The sequence below is a fragment of the Deinococcus carri genome (assembly GCF_039545055.1).
In the GTDB taxonomy this organism is placed as follows: domain Bacteria; phylum Deinococcota; class Deinococci; order Deinococcales; family Deinococcaceae; genus Deinococcus; species Deinococcus carri.
The window spans coordinates 75,571-91,762 of sequence record NZ_BAABRP010000011.1 but is presented as its reverse complement, the minus strand read 5'-3'; the positions used below and the strand labels follow the sequence as shown (position 1 = coordinate 91,762).

7 protein-coding genes, 1 pseudogene and 1 CRISPR repeat array are annotated in these 16,192 nt (G+C 67.2%); of the genes and pseudogenes, 6 read left to right on the top strand and 2 right to left on the bottom strand.

From position 1 onward, the window contains the following. Positions 1-206 precede the first annotated feature (206 nt). Positions 207-2,846 carry an EAL domain-containing protein gene (locus tag ABEA67_RS13510; protein WP_345466035.1) on the bottom strand — a complete coding sequence of 880 codons (2,640 nt, stop codon included), beginning with the start codon at positions 2,844-2,846 and terminating at the stop codon, positions 207-209. A 307-nt stretch (positions 2,847-3,153) separates the two neighbouring features. Further along, positions 3,154-6,474, bottom strand: a complete 3,321-nt coding sequence (locus ABEA67_RS13505; RefSeq protein ID WP_345466033.1) for an EAL domain-containing protein — start codon at positions 6,472-6,474, stop codon at positions 3,154-3,156. Between the two features lie 367 nt (positions 6,475-6,841). Further along, a CRISPR array of direct repeats spans positions 6,842-7,165; the repeat unit is 37 nt; unit sequence GTTTCAATCCACAGCCCACCCGAAGGCAGGCTGAAAC. A gap of 311 nt (positions 7,166-7,476) precedes the next feature. Here ABEA67_RS13505 and ABEA67_RS13500 point away from each other — a divergent pair. The 6 genes and pseudogenes from ABEA67_RS13500 to cas7c all read left to right on the top strand — a co-directional run bounded on the left by ABEA67_RS13500 (position 7,477) and on the right by cas7c (position 16,159). Continuing rightward, on the top strand, positions 7,477-7,602 hold the full coding sequence (locus ABEA67_RS13500) for a hypothetical protein (RefSeq protein ID WP_345466031.1): 126 nt from the start codon (positions 7,477-7,479) through the stop codon (positions 7,600-7,602). 16 nt (positions 7,603-7,618) lie between these two features. After that, positions 7,619-9,193, top strand: coding sequence for a hypothetical protein (locus ABEA67_RS13495; protein WP_345466029.1), 1,575 nt, complete (start codon positions 7,619-7,621; stop codon positions 9,191-9,193). A gap of 104 nt (positions 9,194-9,297) precedes the next feature. Next, entirely contained in the window at positions 9,298-12,618 is a 3,321-nt protein-coding gene (locus ABEA67_RS13490; RefSeq protein ID WP_345466026.1) for a CRISPR-associated endonuclease Cas3'', read from the top strand. 36 nt (positions 12,619-12,654) lie between these two features. After that, entirely contained in the window at positions 12,655-13,389 is a 735-nt protein-coding gene (gene cas5c, locus ABEA67_RS13485) for a type I-C CRISPR-associated protein Cas5c (protein ID WP_345466024.1), read from the top strand. After that, positions 13,386-15,257 carry a type I-C CRISPR-associated protein Cas8c/Csd1 gene (gene cas8c, locus ABEA67_RS13480; RefSeq protein WP_345466021.1) on the top strand — a complete coding sequence of 624 codons (1,872 nt, stop codon included), beginning with the start codon at positions 13,386-13,388 and terminating at the stop codon, positions 15,255-15,257. The genes cas5c and cas8c overlap by 4 nt, the downstream gene beginning before the upstream one ends. Beyond that, positions 15,254-16,159: pseudogene (gene cas7c / locus ABEA67_RS13475) on the top strand (type I-C CRISPR-associated protein Cas7/Csd2). Before cas8c ends, cas7c begins: the two are co-directional and overlap by 4 nt. Positions 16,160-16,192 lie beyond the last annotated feature (33 nt).

The following is a 16,192-nucleotide window of genomic DNA, read 5'->3' as shown; positions in this document are numbered from 1 at the left end:
GAGGAGGCATTCGCACTGGTCCAGACCGCCCAGGAAATTGCCCCCACCCACCACGAGCGCTGAAACGGCTCGGGTTATCAGCGCGGGTAGGCTGGCAGGTCGCTCCCCGGAGCGTGGACGCCCTGATTCGCCTGCGGGCAGAGGAGGAACGCCGGGCCTGGGAGCCTCCTCCTGTCCACAGGCTCCGCCGGTGTTCGCAGGGCAGGTCAGGACAGGGAGCCAGGCTCTTGCAGCAGCTGCCTGGCCCCCTCGGGAGCCAGCGGCCGGCCGAACAGGTACCCCTGGCCGAGCTGGCAGGCCATCTCCTGAAGGTGGTGCAGCTGCTGTTCCTCCTCGATGCCTTCCGCCACCACATGCAGTTCCAGATGCCGGCCCAGGTTCACGATGGTCCGCAGGACCTCCGGCTCCTGTGTCACCATCGACATGAACGACCGGTCGATCTTCAGGCCGTCCAGGGGCAGCCGTTGCAGGTAGCTGAGGCTGGAATACCCGGTGCCGAAGTCGTCCACCACCACCCCAATCCCCAGGGCCTGAAGCTGTTTCAGGGTGTCCAGGCTCGCGCTCGACCCACTGACCAGCAGGCGTTCGGTGATCTCCAGCCGGAGGTGCCGGGCCGGGAACCCGGTTTCCCCGAGGACATGCTGAACCTGCCCCACCACGTCCGGCTGCTCGAAATGCCGGGCGGAGAGGTTGACGTTCAGGGTCAGCGGCGTTCCCAGCTCGTTCATCCAGGTGCCCACCTGCTGGCAGGCCTCGCGCAGCACCCACAGGTCGATCTCACAGATGAGGCCACTTTCCTCGGCCAGGGGAATGAACTCCCCCGGCGAGATCAGGCCGTGCCGGGGATGCTGCCAGCGCACCAGGGCCTCGAAGCCCAGCACGGACCGGTCGGCCAGCGCCACGATAGGCTGGTAGTGCACCAGCAGTTCCCCGTACTCCACGGCCTTGCGCAGATCGCGTTGCAGGTTCATCAACGCGATCTGGCGCTCCCGCATGGCCGGCTCGAAGATGGCGTAGCCGCCGCGGCGTTCTGATTTCGCGCGGTACATGGCGATATCGGCGTCCCGCAGGGCATCCTCGGCGCTGGTGTACGTCTGCTCGCACAGCGTCACGCCGATGCTGACCGTGCTGCGCAGTTCCTGGCCCGCCACGATGAAGGGGGCCGTGAACTGTTGCAGGAGGGCCTCCACCCGCCGCTCGACGTCCTGCCTGGAGGACACGTCCTCCAGCAGGATCACGAATTCGTCCCCGCCCAGGCGGGCGACGGTGTTCGCCGGGGCCGTCGCCCCGCGCAGACGGGCCGCGATGCCCAGCAGCAGTTCGTCCCCGGCGGCGTGGCCCAGGCTGTCGTTGACGAGCTTGAAGCGGTCGAAGTCCAGGAACAGCACCGCGAAGTTGTTGGCGTGCCGGTTGAGCTTGCGCTGGATGGCGTGCTCCAGGCGGTCCATGTACAGGGCGCGGTTGGGAAGCCCGGTCAGGGCGTCGTGAAAGGCGTCGTGCTGCAACTGCTGGTTGAGCTGCTGGAGGGTGTGCGTGCGCTCGCGGACCCGGGCTTCGAGCTGGGCGTTGGTCTCGCGCAGGGCCTGTTCCATCTGCTTCTGCTGGGTGATGTCCCGGCTGATACCCACGATGCCGCGCACCTGCCCCTGCTCCACGAAGGGAAACTTGGTGGTGAGCAACATGCGCGGCGCGCCGCCGAACACCAGGGGGTACTCGTAGGACACGCTCTGGCCCGTACTCATCACCTGCTGGTCGAGCCGGGTGAGCCGGACACGCTCGGCCTCGTCCACGAACGCCCCGTCCGTGCGGCCCACGATGGCCTCCACCGTGCTGTTCATCATCTCGGCGGCGGCGGGATTGACCAGCAGGTAGCGGCCCGTGTGGTCCTTGATGTAGATCGCGTCCTGGGTGTGTTCGATGATGTGGCGCAGCTTCGCCTCACTCTTGGCCAGCGCCTGCTCCGCCCGTTGCTGGGCGCTGACGTCGTAGGTCACGCCGAACAGCTGGGTGGGCTGGCCGGCGTCGTCCCGCTGCACGTGCGCGCGGGTCTGCGTCGTGAACTCGCGGCCGTCGGGCATCACCAGGCGGGCAGGCAGCTCGTAGTCCTGCCCCTGCTGGAGGATGCGCTGCATCTGGCCCTGGGCCACGGAGCGGTCCTCCGCATGAATGATGGACATCAGTTGCTGCTGCGTCGTGGGCGCAAACGTCGGGGGAATGCCCAGCGCCTCGAAATTGGCCTTGACTTCCACCGCACCCGACTGGAGGTCATTGATCCAGACCACGGTGCGGGTCTTGGACAGGATCAGGTCCAGTTGGCGCTGCTCGTCTTCCAGCAGGTGCTGTACGGTCAGCAGGGCCTGCTCGGCCAGACGTTGCGTGCAGGCGTCCGTCACCACGGCCGCGAGATCCATTAGCAGGAGCCGCTCGGGGGCCGTGAGATCCGCCCGGGGTGGCCGGTCCATCAGGCCCAGGCTGCCCAGGGGCCGTCCCTCCGGGGTCCACAGGGGCACGCCGGCATAGAAGCGGAACTCCGGCAGGGGCCACCCCTCACAGCGCGGATCGCGGGCGGTGTCCGGCACGACCACGATCTCACCCGGCTCGCCCACCTGGAGGGCGTGGGCGCAGAAGGCCCCTTCCGGGCCAGTGGCCGGGTGCCCGTACCAGGACCGGAAGAGCTGCTGCTGGTCCGCGGCGGAGTGGATCAGGGCGACCGGGACACCGAACGTGTGGGCGGCCAGGCGCGTCAGGCGCTCCAGCGGCTCCTCGGGAGGGGTATGCAGGCGCTCGTAGCGTGACAGGGCGGCCAAGCGTGCCTGGACACGGGAAGGCAATGTGGCTGGGGACATGGGCAACTCCAACGGCGTGCGCGCTGGCATGAGCAGGAGCGGGAACGCCACCCCTCCTCTCCACCGGTTTCACACTCTGGCCCGGGGCGTCTTACATCTTCCTGACGTCGCCGGCGGCTCTCCCGGCCAGTCAACAGCAGCCGGGACAGTACCGCCCCTGACCGGGCAGCGGGCCGGGGAGTCATACGGGATTGCTTTGATTCCAGAACATCTGGAAAACCACCAGATGTTCTTCCATCTCCGCAACCCCGTACTTTTTGCTTCTCGCTTCGCTCGGTTGATTCCAAGGAATCAACGCAATCTGGTATCAGGGGACCGGGGGCGGCGTTCCGTGGGGGGGAATCACCTCGGCGGGCTGGGGCCGGGCAAAGTAGTACCCCTGGACGTGGGTGCAGCCGACGCCCTGCAGGACGTCGAGTTCCCGCTGCTCCTCGACCCCCTCCGCCACCACGGTGATGCCCAGGCGCTGGCCGAGCAGCATGACCGCCGAGAGCAGGGCCTGGCGGCGCGGCTCCTGATGCACCTGCCGGACGAACGCCCGATCGACTTTCAGGATGTCGATGGGCAGCCGCCCCAGGATCGCGAGGCTGGAAAAGCCCGTCCCGAAATCGTCCAGGGCCACACAGACGCCGAGTTCGCGCAGGGCGTGCAGTTGTGCCGTCACGAAGTCGGCCTCCTGCACCACCACCGCCTCGGTGAGTTCCAGGGTTAGCTGCCGGGCGTTCGCGCCGGTCTCCTGCAGAAGCTGGGCCACGTGGGCGGGAAACTCCGGGCGCATCAACTGCGTGGCGCTGACGTTCACGCTGACCGTGACGGGCCGGCCCCACTGCGCCGTCCACGCGACGCTCTGCCGCAGGGCGCGGCGCAGGATCACGGTGCCCAGGTCGCTGATCAGCCCGGCTTCCTCGGCCACCCGGATGAACTCCGCCGGGCTGACCCAGCCCAGGTCCGGGTCCTGCCAGCGTGCCAGCGCCTCGAAAGAACTCCACTCCTGCCGGACGAGATTCACGATGGGCTGGTAATACACGTCCAGGCGGCCCTCCTGCAGGGCGCTGCGCAACTGCCGCTCGATCAGCACCCGGCGCAGTTGAGTCAGCCCCAGGCTCGGCGTATAGGCGCACCAGTGGCCCGGCCCGTTCCGCTTGGCCTCATGCAGGGCGAGATCGGCGTGCTGGTAGAGTTCGGTGCTGGTCTGCCCGTCCTGCGGACTCACGCACAGGCCGATGCAGACGCTGACGTGGAATTCGATCTCGTTGATCGACACCGGCTGGCCGAGGAGGGCCACGAGTTCCTGGGCGACCCGGGCGGCCTCCGCAGCCCCGACGCCGGGCAGGAGCAGGCCATACTCGTCGCCTGCCAGCCGCGTGACCAGCACGTGCTCTTCCAGATGCCAGGTCAGCCGCTGCGCGATCACCCGCAGGAGCGCGTCGCCCATGTGATGGCCGTAGGTGTCGTTCACCAGCTTGAACTGGTCCACGTCGATCAGCAGCACGGCCTGCTGCGACCCCTGGGTCAGCCGCTCCAGCGCCTGGTTGAACGTCCGGCGGTTGGGCAGGCCCGTCAGCTCGTCCTGGTGCGCCTGGGCCTCCAGTTGCTTGCGCAGGGTGTAGGCCTCGGTGATGTCCGTGAACGACACCACGGCCCCGCGCAGCCCCCCGTCTTCCAGCAGGGGGGTGGCTGTCACGGAAAACCAGATGGTCTGCCCCTCGCACCCGGCCAGTTGGAGAACCTCGTTCTTGACGGCCTGGCCCGTGTTCAGCGCGCGCGCCGACGGGGAAGTTCCGGGGGCCAGGGGGCGGCCCAGTTCGTCCAGCAGGTGCCCCTTCAGGTCGAACGTCTCCAGCGGCTGCTCCGGGTCCAGCTCCAGCAGGCGGCGGGCCGTTTGATTGGCCGAGACGATCTGGCCCTGCATGTCGAACAGCATCACCCCTTCTTCCAGGGCCGTGAGGATGGCCTGGGCCTGCGCCTCGCTGCGTTCCAGGGCGTACAGCAACTGGGCGCGTTGCAGCGCCTGGGCCAGGTGGGGCTGCAACCACAGCAGGTGTTCCAGCGCGTCCTCCGTGGGCCGCTGCCCCTGGGCGAAACCCAGCGCCAGCAGGCCGGTGAGTTCCTGCTGGTGGCGCAGCGGGACCATCAGGATGTCGCCCTGTCCCTCCAGCAGGTTCCCGGCCAGGAGGTGGGGCAGGCGGCCTTCCCGGAGGGCGTCGTGCAGCCAGAAGGGGCCGCCCTGCGCCACCCTGGTTCCCAGGCCGGTGTCCGGGTTGAGCACGAACTGCCGCAGGTGCCCGAGCAGTTCCGGGGCCACCTCCTGGCCGGCCAGCACCCGCAGCGTGCCGCTGCCCTGGAGATGGCCGGCGAGCAGCGCGCGGGACGTGCCCATCAGGCGCGTGACCGTCTCCAGGGCGACGCGGTACACCGACCGGGCATCCCCCGCACGGCTGAGCGCCACCAGGATCTCCCCGGTCTCGGCCTCCCAGCGCTGGCGCTGGCGTTCCTCGGTCACGTCGCGCATGGTGCCGGTCCACGTCTGCACCACGCCCCGTTCGTCCGCAACGGGCACGGCGTGGGCCACCACCTCGCGGTAGACCCCGCTGGCCGTCATCAGCCGCGCCCCCATCACGAACGGTTGGGCGGCGGTCATGCCCGTCAGGATGTCCGCCTGCACACGCTCCCGGTCCTCGGGGTGCACCGCGTTCAGATAACCCAGGCCCTGGTAGGCCTCGTAGGTCTGGCCGGTAAACGCCTCCCAGGACGGCATCGGTTGCCGGGACTGGAAATCGCTCTCCGTTTCCCAGAGGATGGCGTGGGTCGTTTCGAGCAGCATGCGGTACCGGCCCTCGCTGCGCCGGGCCTGCTCATAGAGCTGGGCACGCTCGATGGCACTCGCGCAGTGGGCGGCGAGCCAGGTGAGCCGGCCGCGCGTGGCCGTGTCCAGGGTGTCCGTCTGCCGCAGGCTGAGCAGCAGAACACCCAGGATCCGGCCACTGGCAATCAAGGGCACCCCCACCAGCGCCCGGGTCCGGTCGTCCAGCCCCAGCTCCGGGTACTGGGCCTGGCAGGCCGCTCTGGGCCACACCCTCAGCTCGCCCGTCCGGAAGGTGTCCGTGAGTGGCAGGTGGGCGCTGACCGGCACCTCGCGGTAGGGGCGAACGAGTTCCTCGTCGAAGTCGACCGTGTACCGGACATCGAGCATCTCGCGCGCGGGGTCGTGCAGGGCCACCAGCACCCCGTGCGCTTCCTGGTGCAGGTGCTCCAGCACCGTGGCAATCACCTGCTCAAGCTGACTGGCCGCGTTCAGCGTGTCCGTCAACTGGAGCAGGTGGAGCGCGTCTTGCTGGGTGCGCCGGAGGTCCGTGACCTCCTGACAGAACACCTCGGCCCCCTCCGCCGTCGGGTAAGCCCTGACGCTCAACTGACGGTCAAGGGTGGGGCAGGCGGCCTCAAAGGCCACAGGCCCGCCGCCCCACATCACCGGCTCCAGCCGTTCGAGAAAGCGAACGGCTTCCGGCAGCAGGTCGTGGACCCGTATTCCCAGGGGCGATTGTGCGGAAGGAAAGAGACGTCTGGCCGCACCGTTGATGTAGGTGAGCTGCCAGTTCCGGTCAAAGGCGACATAACCGTCTGTCATGGCCTCGAGAAGGTGAGGTTCTCTGTTGCGCATCCTGACCTCGGTTAAGTTGAAGCTTCGGAATGCTGGCACGCCCACCGACGCCGCGCCGTGAAGTTCCTCACGAGTGTTGGCGATGATAAAGCCCGTCGCAAAACTCGTGTGCGAATGGGGCTGACGCACGGGGTCAGGCAGGCATCAAAGGCCTGGTGCGGCTGGGTTGACGAAGGGCCTGGTAGAGGGTTTCGCGTAACACACCCAGTTCCCGTGCCAGGGCCGCTTTCTTCTCCCCCGCCTGAAGCCGAGGGTGGCATACACTGCCGGCAATGGGAGGACGAAGGCAGGCTGAAACCAAACTGACCAGTGGCCTGCAAACCCCAGGACTCCCGTTTCAATCCACAGCCCACCCGAAGGCAGGCTGAAACGACACACTGCGCGGGCAGGCTCGTGACCTTGAAGTTTCAATCCACAGCCCACCCGAAGGCAGGCTGAAACCACGGCCAAGGTCTCGCCCTGCTTGATGACGCTGTCGTTTCAATCCACAGCCCACCCGAAGGCAGGCTGAAACCAAAACCGTCGAGCGGACCTTCACCCGCCTGCGGGTTTCAATCCACAGCCCACCCGAAGGCAGGCTGAAACCCTCGACATGCTCAGCTACCTGGCCGACACCATCCAGTTTCAATCCACAGCCCACCCGAAGGCAGGCTGAAACAGTTCAGCGCCTGATGCCGTTCAGGACGCCGTTCCGCTTCCAGTTTGCGCGAACGGCCTGACGGCTGTCCAGGCCCAGCGGCGTCTTGCGCCTGCCCTCTTCATAAAACAGCGTGCCTCGCGGCCTCTTCCGGCGGCGCGAACCCCCCGGCTTCTGGCCGCCGCATGGGGTTCGCGCCGCTGCCACGTGCCGCCCAGATTGCCCGACAGCCAGTGTCGGGCACGGGCTGCACCCTTCCAGCGTGACGCCGAAAGCGGCGTTCACACCGTCCCACAGCGGAAAAACCGCTGCTGGGCAGGAAGGGGTTTGCCATGAAAAAACTGCTGCTGGTTCTGGTGTTGGTCTGGGGGGCAGGAACGCTCGCGTCGGCGCTTCCAGGGGTGCCTGGGGGGGCCGCCGTGCCCCTCGAAGACCCCATCCGTCCGATTGGTGGGTAGTGCGTAGACTGGGCGGGTGACGTTCCCGGAGTTGCTCGCCCACATCGGGACGCTGCTGGCCGCGCAGGAATGGCAGGCAGCGTCCCTGCACGTGCGCCGCGCGGCGCAGGAGGTGACTTCCCGTGCGGGTGGAAAGCAACTGCGCGAGGTGGTTCTCTCCCACCTGCCGCCCCAGCAACGGGGTGCAGGAGAGTGGCCCCACGCCCTGGCCTGGACGGCCTACCGCAGCGGCGACCTGACCCTGCTGGGCGAGGTGCTGGACGCACTCCCTGGCGGTTTTCCCGCCTTCGAGGCGTTCCGGGCCTCCCTGAAACCCGACTGGGCGGTTACGCGGGACTGGGCGGCTCAGGCACGGCTGGACGGAGCCGACCGAGCGGTGGCCGCGCGTTTCCACGCCTGTGCCCTGGCCGCCCTGGACGACCCGGCCTGGCCTGCCGCATTCGAGGAGGCGCGGCAGGCTTCGGGACGGCGTGACCGGGGGCTGCTGCACCTGGAACTGGCCTGCCACCTCATCAACGTGAAGCAGGAGGCGGCTGCGCGGGACGCCCTGGCGCGGGCGGTACCCGACTTGCGGGGGGACCCCTGGGCACAGACGCTGGTGCAGGCGAACCTGGGCATTTCCTGCCTGCGGCTGGGGGACCTGGGGGCGGCCGAGCGTGCCCTGCGGGAGGCAGTGCGCTGGGGCGAGCATCCCGAGGGACGGGCGTCACTCTCGGCGGCGTGGCAGGGGCTGGGGGGGCTGTACCTGCAACAGGGGCAGCTCGCGCGGGCCGCCCATGCGTACAGTGAGGCGCACCGCAAGGCCGAGTTCTGGGGGGACCGCCGCATGGCCCTGCGCGCGCAGGCCAATGTCCACCGCCTGCGGGGCGAACTCGACGAGGCGTTGAGCCTGCTGCACGACGCCCTCGCCTACGAGGAGGCACTGGAGGGGCAGCCGCATCCGCTGTACGCGGATCTGGCAGCCCTGCGCCTCCTGGCAGGCGACCCGGCGGGCGCGCGGGCCTGCCTCGCACAGGTGCGGGCCGAGACGATCAAGGACACCTGGCGCGCCCAAGTGGTGCGGGCCGAACTGCGGCGGCGGGCCGGGGAAGGCGATGTGCTGGCCGAACTCCAGGACCTGGACCTCAACCATACCTGGACGCGGCAGGAAGCCTGGGCCTTTCCCGAACTGTTCGCGCCGCTGGGTCTGCCAGGCCAGCCCCCCCCCTGGACCGCGACCGTGACGACCGACGGCCCGGTGCGCCTGAGCATGAATGGCGTGGACGTGCCGCTCCCGCCCACCCGCCCGGAAGCGTCGCTGCTGGCGTTCCTCCTGTTGCATGGGGGGCAGGCCTCGGTGGAGCGTGTGCTGGAGGGCGTCACGCTGCCCGGCACGACGCCCCGGCGACAGCGGCAGGCCCTCAGCAAGGTGGTGGCCGCCCTGCGCGAAGTGCTGGCGTGGCCGGGGGCCGTGCAGTCGGGGGGCAGCCTGCTAACCCTCTCGAAGGAAGTCGAATGGACACTCGTCACCCCACCCCCCGGACGGACCGACACCTTCTGTGAGGGTCTGCTGGACGAGTGGGTGGTGCAGTGGCGCAATGACTCCATCTGACTCAGGTTTCCTGTATATCTTTCTCGGTAAATTGCCTGAGTAACAGATAGGCGACACCCCCGGCACACGCTACGGTCATGCCCGTCCCCGGTGCGCCTGAATCCTTGACCAAATGTGAGCGTCTGTTTCGCCTGGCGGCCCTGCTGCGGGAGGGGCCGCGCAGTGTGCGGGACATCGCCCGGAACTTCTACCCCACGGCGTCCGTCGGTGGGCCAGGCTGGAGCGGCATCGAGCGCGCGGTGCAGCGCGACCTGAATGACCTCGCCCGCCTCGAACCCGACTTCGAGGCCTTGTCCGGCAGGCCGCCGCGCTACCGCATCCACACCCAGCGCAGTTCGCTGCATCCGGTGGAACTGCTGGCGCTGCACGCCGCGGCCCGGCTCACCTACCACCGGGCGTCGGGTCAGGCGCTGTACCACCGGCAGGCCCTCCAGCAGTTGACGAAGTGGCTTCCCGAGCATCTTCAGCCCGTGGTGAACCGCAGCCTGAAGGACGTGGGGCACCGCCGCAGCCGCGAGGACATGAACCTCGAAAAGGTCTCGCAGGCCTGGATGGACGCCTCCCCGCTGCGTTTCGAGTACCAGAAGCCCGGCGGCAGCGGGCAGTGGCGCACCAACATCATCGAGACGTACCTGATAGAGGCGCATCCCCAGAACCTCGACCTGTACGTGGTCGGCCTGGAAACCAGCTTTCACCGCGACGTGCGGACTTTCAAGCTCTCGCGGATGCGGGGCCTGCAATCCATTCCCGGCGAGCGCTACCGCATTCCCGACAGCTTCGACCCCACCGCCTTTTTCCGCTCCGCCTGGGGCGTGGTGGGTGCGCAGGGCAACAAAACGGTGAGAATCGAGCTGCGTTTCCGTGCCGATGCCGCCTACCGCATTCTGGAAGGTGGGTACGCCCATCTGGATACCCCCAGCCGCCAACCCGACGGCAGCGTGCTGGCCTCGGTGCAGGCTCCCCTTGACGGCAGCGGCCTCCCGCGCGAGGTCATGCCCTGGATTCTGAGTTGGGGGCCGCGTGTAGACGTGCTGGGGCCGCCGGACATTCGTACCCACTGGCTGGCCGAACTGCGGGAGGCGTGCGGGCAATCGGCGGGAGAGGAGAACATGACCAGAAACCGTTATATGGGCCACAGCCCCAGCCGGGAAAACTCCGAGTGGCAGACGCTCAGGGACCACGTGGAGGGGGTCACGCGCCGCCTGGAACATCACGTGCGGTATCTCACCCTGCCGGGGAATGTGCCGGAACTGCGGCCCTACGCGCGGCTTACCGGCTACCTGCACGACCTGGGCAAGTACCGCGGGGACTTCCAGAAGTACCGTCTGGGTTGGAATCCGCAGACCAGGCAACCGCAACAGTTCGGGGAAAAAGCGGTGCCTCACAGCGACGCGGGAGCGAAGGTCATGAGCGTTCGCATGGACGCCGACCGAGAAGCAGGCAACGAACTGCCCCTCGTCATCGCCAACCATCACGGGCGGCTGCGGGACGTGGACGCCCTGGAAACAAGGCTGGCCGAGACCGACCCGGACGAGGTGTTCGCCCTGCTGGAACTAGCGGGGGACGAGTTCCCGGAGCTGATAGACCTGTACAACGCCGATCTGCCCGCCCTGCCGCTGGCGGACACCGAACGCGCCTTCCTGATTCGCTTCCTGCTGGGCGCGCTGGTGGATGCCGACCGCCTGGACACCGAGGAACACGGCAGCCCCGGCAAGGCGAAGTTGCGTGAATGCCATGCCGCCGAACAGGACGAGATGGCGCTCCTCTTTTCCCGCCTCCAGGCCGAGCAGGACCGCAAAGCCGCCGAGGACGCCCGCCATCCGCAGCCCATCAACGCCCTGCGCCGCGAGATGTACGCGCAGGCCCTGGAACGGGCAGTGCTGCCCCCCGGCTTCTTCCGGCTCACCCTGCCGACCGGCGGCGGCAAGACCCTGACCTCGCTCGCGTTTGCGCTGGAACACGCGCGGGTGCATGGCCTGCGCCGGGTGGTCTATGCCGTCCCCTTCACCACCATCATCGACCAGACCGCGAAGGTGTTCCGCGGGGTGCTGGAACGGGAAGGCGAGTTCAAGGTGCTGGAACATCACAGCAACCTGGAAGTGAAGGAACGCGAGGAAGGGCAGGAACACCAGACCAGCGCCTCCGAACTGGCGACCGAGAACTGGGACGCGCCCGTCATCGTCACGACCACCGTGCGGCTGTTTCAGGAAACGCTGTTCGGCACGCGCACGGCGCAACTCCGGCGACTGCACAACCTGACCGGCAGCGTCATCGTGCTGGACGAGGCGCAGAGCCTCCCCGCGCACCTGCTGCGGCCCGTGCTGGACGCCCTGCAATTTCTGGTGCGGTACGGCGGGTGCAGCGTGGTGCTGTGTACCGCCACCCAGCCCGCGCTGGACGAATCGCTGGGCTTTCCCAGCCTGAAGGGCGTCCGCGACCTGGTGCCCGACGCCGCCCGCTACTTCGATGAACTCCGGCGCGTGAACTACGAGTTCCGGCTGACGGAGCCGACCCCGTGGCCCACCCTCGCCGCCGAGCTGAGCGAGCAGGAACAGGTGCTGTGTATCGTCAACACCCGCCAGCATGCGCGCGACCTCTACGGCCTGCTGGGAGAGGACGAGGCGAACTTTCACCTCAGCACGGGCATGTGCCCGGCACACCGTAAGCGCGAGCTGGCGCGGATTCGGGAGCGGCTGGCCGGGGGGCTGCCCTGCCGCGTCGTCTCCACCCAACTGATTGAGGCGGGCATCGACGTGGACTTCCCCCGCGTCTACCGTGCGCTGGGGCCGCTGGAGGCCATCGTGCAGGCGGCGGGCCGCTGCAACCGCGAGGGAAAGCTGGAGGCCGGGCAGGTTGTCGTCTTCCGCCCCGAAGACCACAAGATGCCCCGGGGGGATTACGAGGTGCGCGAGCGTCTAGCTGCCAGCCTTCTGAAAGGCGAGCCGAACCTGCACGACCCGGCCATCTTCGCGCCGTATTTCAGCAAGGTCTACAGCAACGTGAGCACCGCGCCGAAGGTCAAGATTCTAGGCGGGGAGAAGGACTTTTTTGCCGCCCACGCGGGGCTGTACTTCACGCAGGTGGCCGACGCCTTCCAGATGATTGAGGGGGACATGCTGCCCGTCATCATTCGCGGTTACGAGGGGGCGCGGGTGGACGCCCTGCTGGCGACCCTGCAAGGCAGCCACAGCAAGCGCGAGCGGCAGGACGCCTGGCGGGCTTTGCAGCAGTACACGGTCAACATCTACGCGCACCAGGCCGACCAGCTGAGGCATCTGCTGGCCGACGTGCCGGAGCTAAAGCAACGGGCGGATTGGCTCGGCGTGGAGCCGCCGAAGGTCAGGCAGTGGCCGCCCACCGCGAAGTACGACGACAAGCTGGGCATTGTCCCCGAGATGGCCGATGACCTGTTCACGACGCTGTAGCCCCCATCGCCCCACCCCCTTGCAAGGAGGAACCATGTGCTAGAGCTGAAAGTCTGGAGTGACTACGCCTGCTTCACCCGTCCCGAGAACAAAGCCGAGCGCGTCAGCTACGACGTGATGACCCCTTCGGCGGCGCGGGGCGTACTGGAAAGCATTTTTTGGAAGCCCGAGTTCCAGTGGCAGGTGCGCGAAATCGTGGTGCTGAAGGAGGTCAAACGCTATAGCATCCTGCGGAATGAGGTGAACACGCTGGCTTCCGAGCGGGCGGCGAGAGGCTGGGCGGCCAGCGGGGGCGGCTTCTTTGCCGAGGAGGACCGCGCCCAGCGGCACGCGCTGGTGCTGAAGGACGTGGCGTACCTCATCCGCGCCGAGATGGTGCTGCAACCGCACGCCAAAGACCCCTTGCAGAAGTACCGGGAAATGTTCCTGCGCCGCGCCGAGAAGGGACAGGCCTTTCACCAGCCCTACCTGGGCAACCGCGAATTCGGCGCGTTTTTCTCGCCCCCTGATGGCACCGAGCAGCCCGCCAACATCGTGCGGCAACTGGGCGGTGAGTACGCCGAGCGGGCGGGCCGGCTGGACCTGGGCCGGATGCTCTTCGATATGGAGTTCCAGCAGGCCCAAAAAGGCCGCCTGAAATACCGCCAGCACGGCACGGAAGGCGCGTGGTGGGTGGAGGGCAACGCCACGCCACGCTTCTTCGACGCGGCGCTGACGGACGGCGGCATCCTGCGCGTGCCCGTGCATCTGTACGGGGAGGTGAAGGGATGAGCCTGCTCTCGCAACTGCGCGACTACGAGCTGAGGATGCGGCAGGAGGGCAAAAAGCCTGTCCCGGCCGGCGAGCAGGCGGGCGAGGGCGAGATGCCCTTTATGTACGCCCTGCAAAACGTGCGCTGGGAAGTGCGCCTGAATGCCGACGGGACAGTGAGGGACGTGCAGCCCCGCACGAGCGGCAAGACCAAGGGCAAGGACTTGGGCAAGCCGCTGCCCGCGCCCAATCTGGTGCGGACAGTGGGCATCAAACCGCGCCTCCTGATGGACAACGCCGAGTACGTTCTGGGCTTTGCCAAGAAGGAAAACGACAAGAACACGGCCAAGCGCCATGACGCCTTCAAGGCCCTCGTTCAGGCTTGTGCCGAGGCCACCCGGCAGCCCAGCGTGCAGGCCGTCGCCCGCTTCCTGGGCAGTCACGACCCCGAACGCTTCCAGGCCGAGCATCTGGCCGACTTCCCCGATTTTGCCCCCGATACCAACGTGATGTTCACGGTGGACGGCGTGAACCCGCTGGAGTTGCGGGAGGTCCAGCAATTCTGGGCTGCGCAGTTCGCGCAGGGCGGCGAGGACTCGGGCGGCGAAGGCTTCCGCGCCGAGTGCCTGATTACGGGTGAAGTCGGCCCGGTGATGGACCGCGAACCCGTCAAAATCAAGGGCATTCAGGGCGGACAGACTTCCGGAATGAACTTCATTAGCGCCAACGCGCAGGCGTTCGAGTCCTATGGCCTGGAGGCTTCGCGGATTGCCCCCGTCAAGTTTGAGGCCGCCGAGCAGTATGCCAACGGCCTTAACCGCCTGCTGGCCGACCCGGACACCTCGCTCAAAATCGGTGGCGTCACCTACGCCTTCTGGACGGGCGAGGGGGCGGTCCCACTGGTTGGCCCGGCCCTCAAAGAGCCAGAGCAGGTGCTGAAGGGCCGTTTTACCTTTCAGGTCAAGCGCGAGAAGAAACAGCGCCCCGAAGAGGTGCGGCAGACGCTCTGGGGCATCTTTACAGGACAGCAGCCTGGCCTGAAACCCGGCGCGGCCTTTTTCGCGGTGGGGATGACGCCCAGCGGCAGCCGTATTGCTGTGAGGACGCACCTGACCAGCACGGTGCAGGACGCCGTGTTTCGCCTGGGCAACTATTTCGCCGCGCAGACGCTGGTGGCCGTCAACGAGAAGGACGAGGGCAGGCTGTACGACCTCCGTACCCTCGTCAGCAGCATGTACCGCGACATCAACAAGGAACACACCGCGCCGGATGTGGATGCCCTGGTGCAGTTCGCGCTGACGGGAAGACCGCTGCCGCAATCGTTCCTGGTGCGCCTCGCCGCCCGCAACCGCGCCGACGAGTACCGCGTGACCCGGCCCCGCGCCGTGCTGACCAAGATGGTGCTGCTCTCCCGCGACTGGAAGGAGTTGGACATGGATAAGGATTCACTCGACGCCCTCAACCCGAATCAACCCGAACCCGCCTACCACCTGGGCCGCCTGCTGGCCGTGCTGGACGACATTCAAAGCAGCGTGATGCGGGCAAACACCACGCTGGTGGACCGCTTCTACGGCTCCATGAGCACCACGCCCTATGCCGTGGTGGGCCGCCTGATTCAGGGGTCGCAGGCGCACCTGCAAAAGCTCCGCAAGGAAAAGCCGGGCGTCTACAGGCTCAAGCAGGACGAACTGGAAAACGTGATGACCCGCCTGCACGACATCCCCGCCAAGCCCCTGACCACCGCGCAGCAGGCGCTGTTCGCCCTGGGTTACTACCACCAGCGCGCCCACGTCAGCGAAGGCATCCGCGAGGGCAAGGCCGCCAGGGAAGCCAAGGCCGCCAGCGACCAGACCCCCGACACCGACCCCAGCGAAGGAGAAGACCAATGACCGACCCCGTGAAGCCCCACCTCGACGCCGCCAACCGCCACGACTTCGTTCTTCTGTTCGACGTGACCAACGGCAACCCCAACGGCGACCCGGACGCCGGAAACTTGCCCCGCGTGGACCCCGAGACAGGCCTGGGCATCGTGACCGACGTGGCCCTCAAGCGCAAGGTTCGCAACTACGTGGACGCGCTGAAGGGGGGCAAGGAGTCCTACAAGATTTACGTGCAACAGGGCGCGATTCTGAATGAACGAAATCTGCGAGCATACAAGGATTTAGGGGTTAAGCCAAAAGAGAATGTTGAAGCGCCGGGAGTCAGAAGATGAATGTGTGACAATTTTTACGATGTTCGCACTTTCGGCGCTGTCATGACGGGCAAAGAAGCAAATGCAGGCCAGGTGCGCGGCCCCGTCCAGTTGACTTTTGCCCGCAGCGTGGACCCGATTCTTGGTTTAGATGCAGCAATTACTCGTGTTGCTCTTACTAAGGCAGGTGAGAAGACCACGCAATCTGACGAGGGCGAGGGATTTTCTACGCATGGCACGATGGGCCGCAAAGCCTACATTCCCTACGGTCTCTACGTGGCACACGGGTTCTATGTGCCCGCCTTCGCCAAGGACACCGGCTTTAGCGATGAAGACCTGGACGTGCTGTGGCAGGCGCTGGTGAACATGTGGGACCTGGACCGCAGCGCCTCGCGCGGCCTGACCGCCTGCCGGGGCCTGTACGTGTTCAGTCACTCGTCACCGCTGGGGAATGCACCCGCGCACAAACTCCTTGACCTGGTGAAGCCGAAGCGCCGGGAGGACGTGACGGTTGCCCGTAGCTTCGAGGATTACGCGCCGGTAGAGGTGGACCCCGGCAGACTGCCGCAGGGCATCACGTTCACGCGACTGGACGAATAGATGCTCCTCCAGGCCGGGTTCCCATGCCCGGCC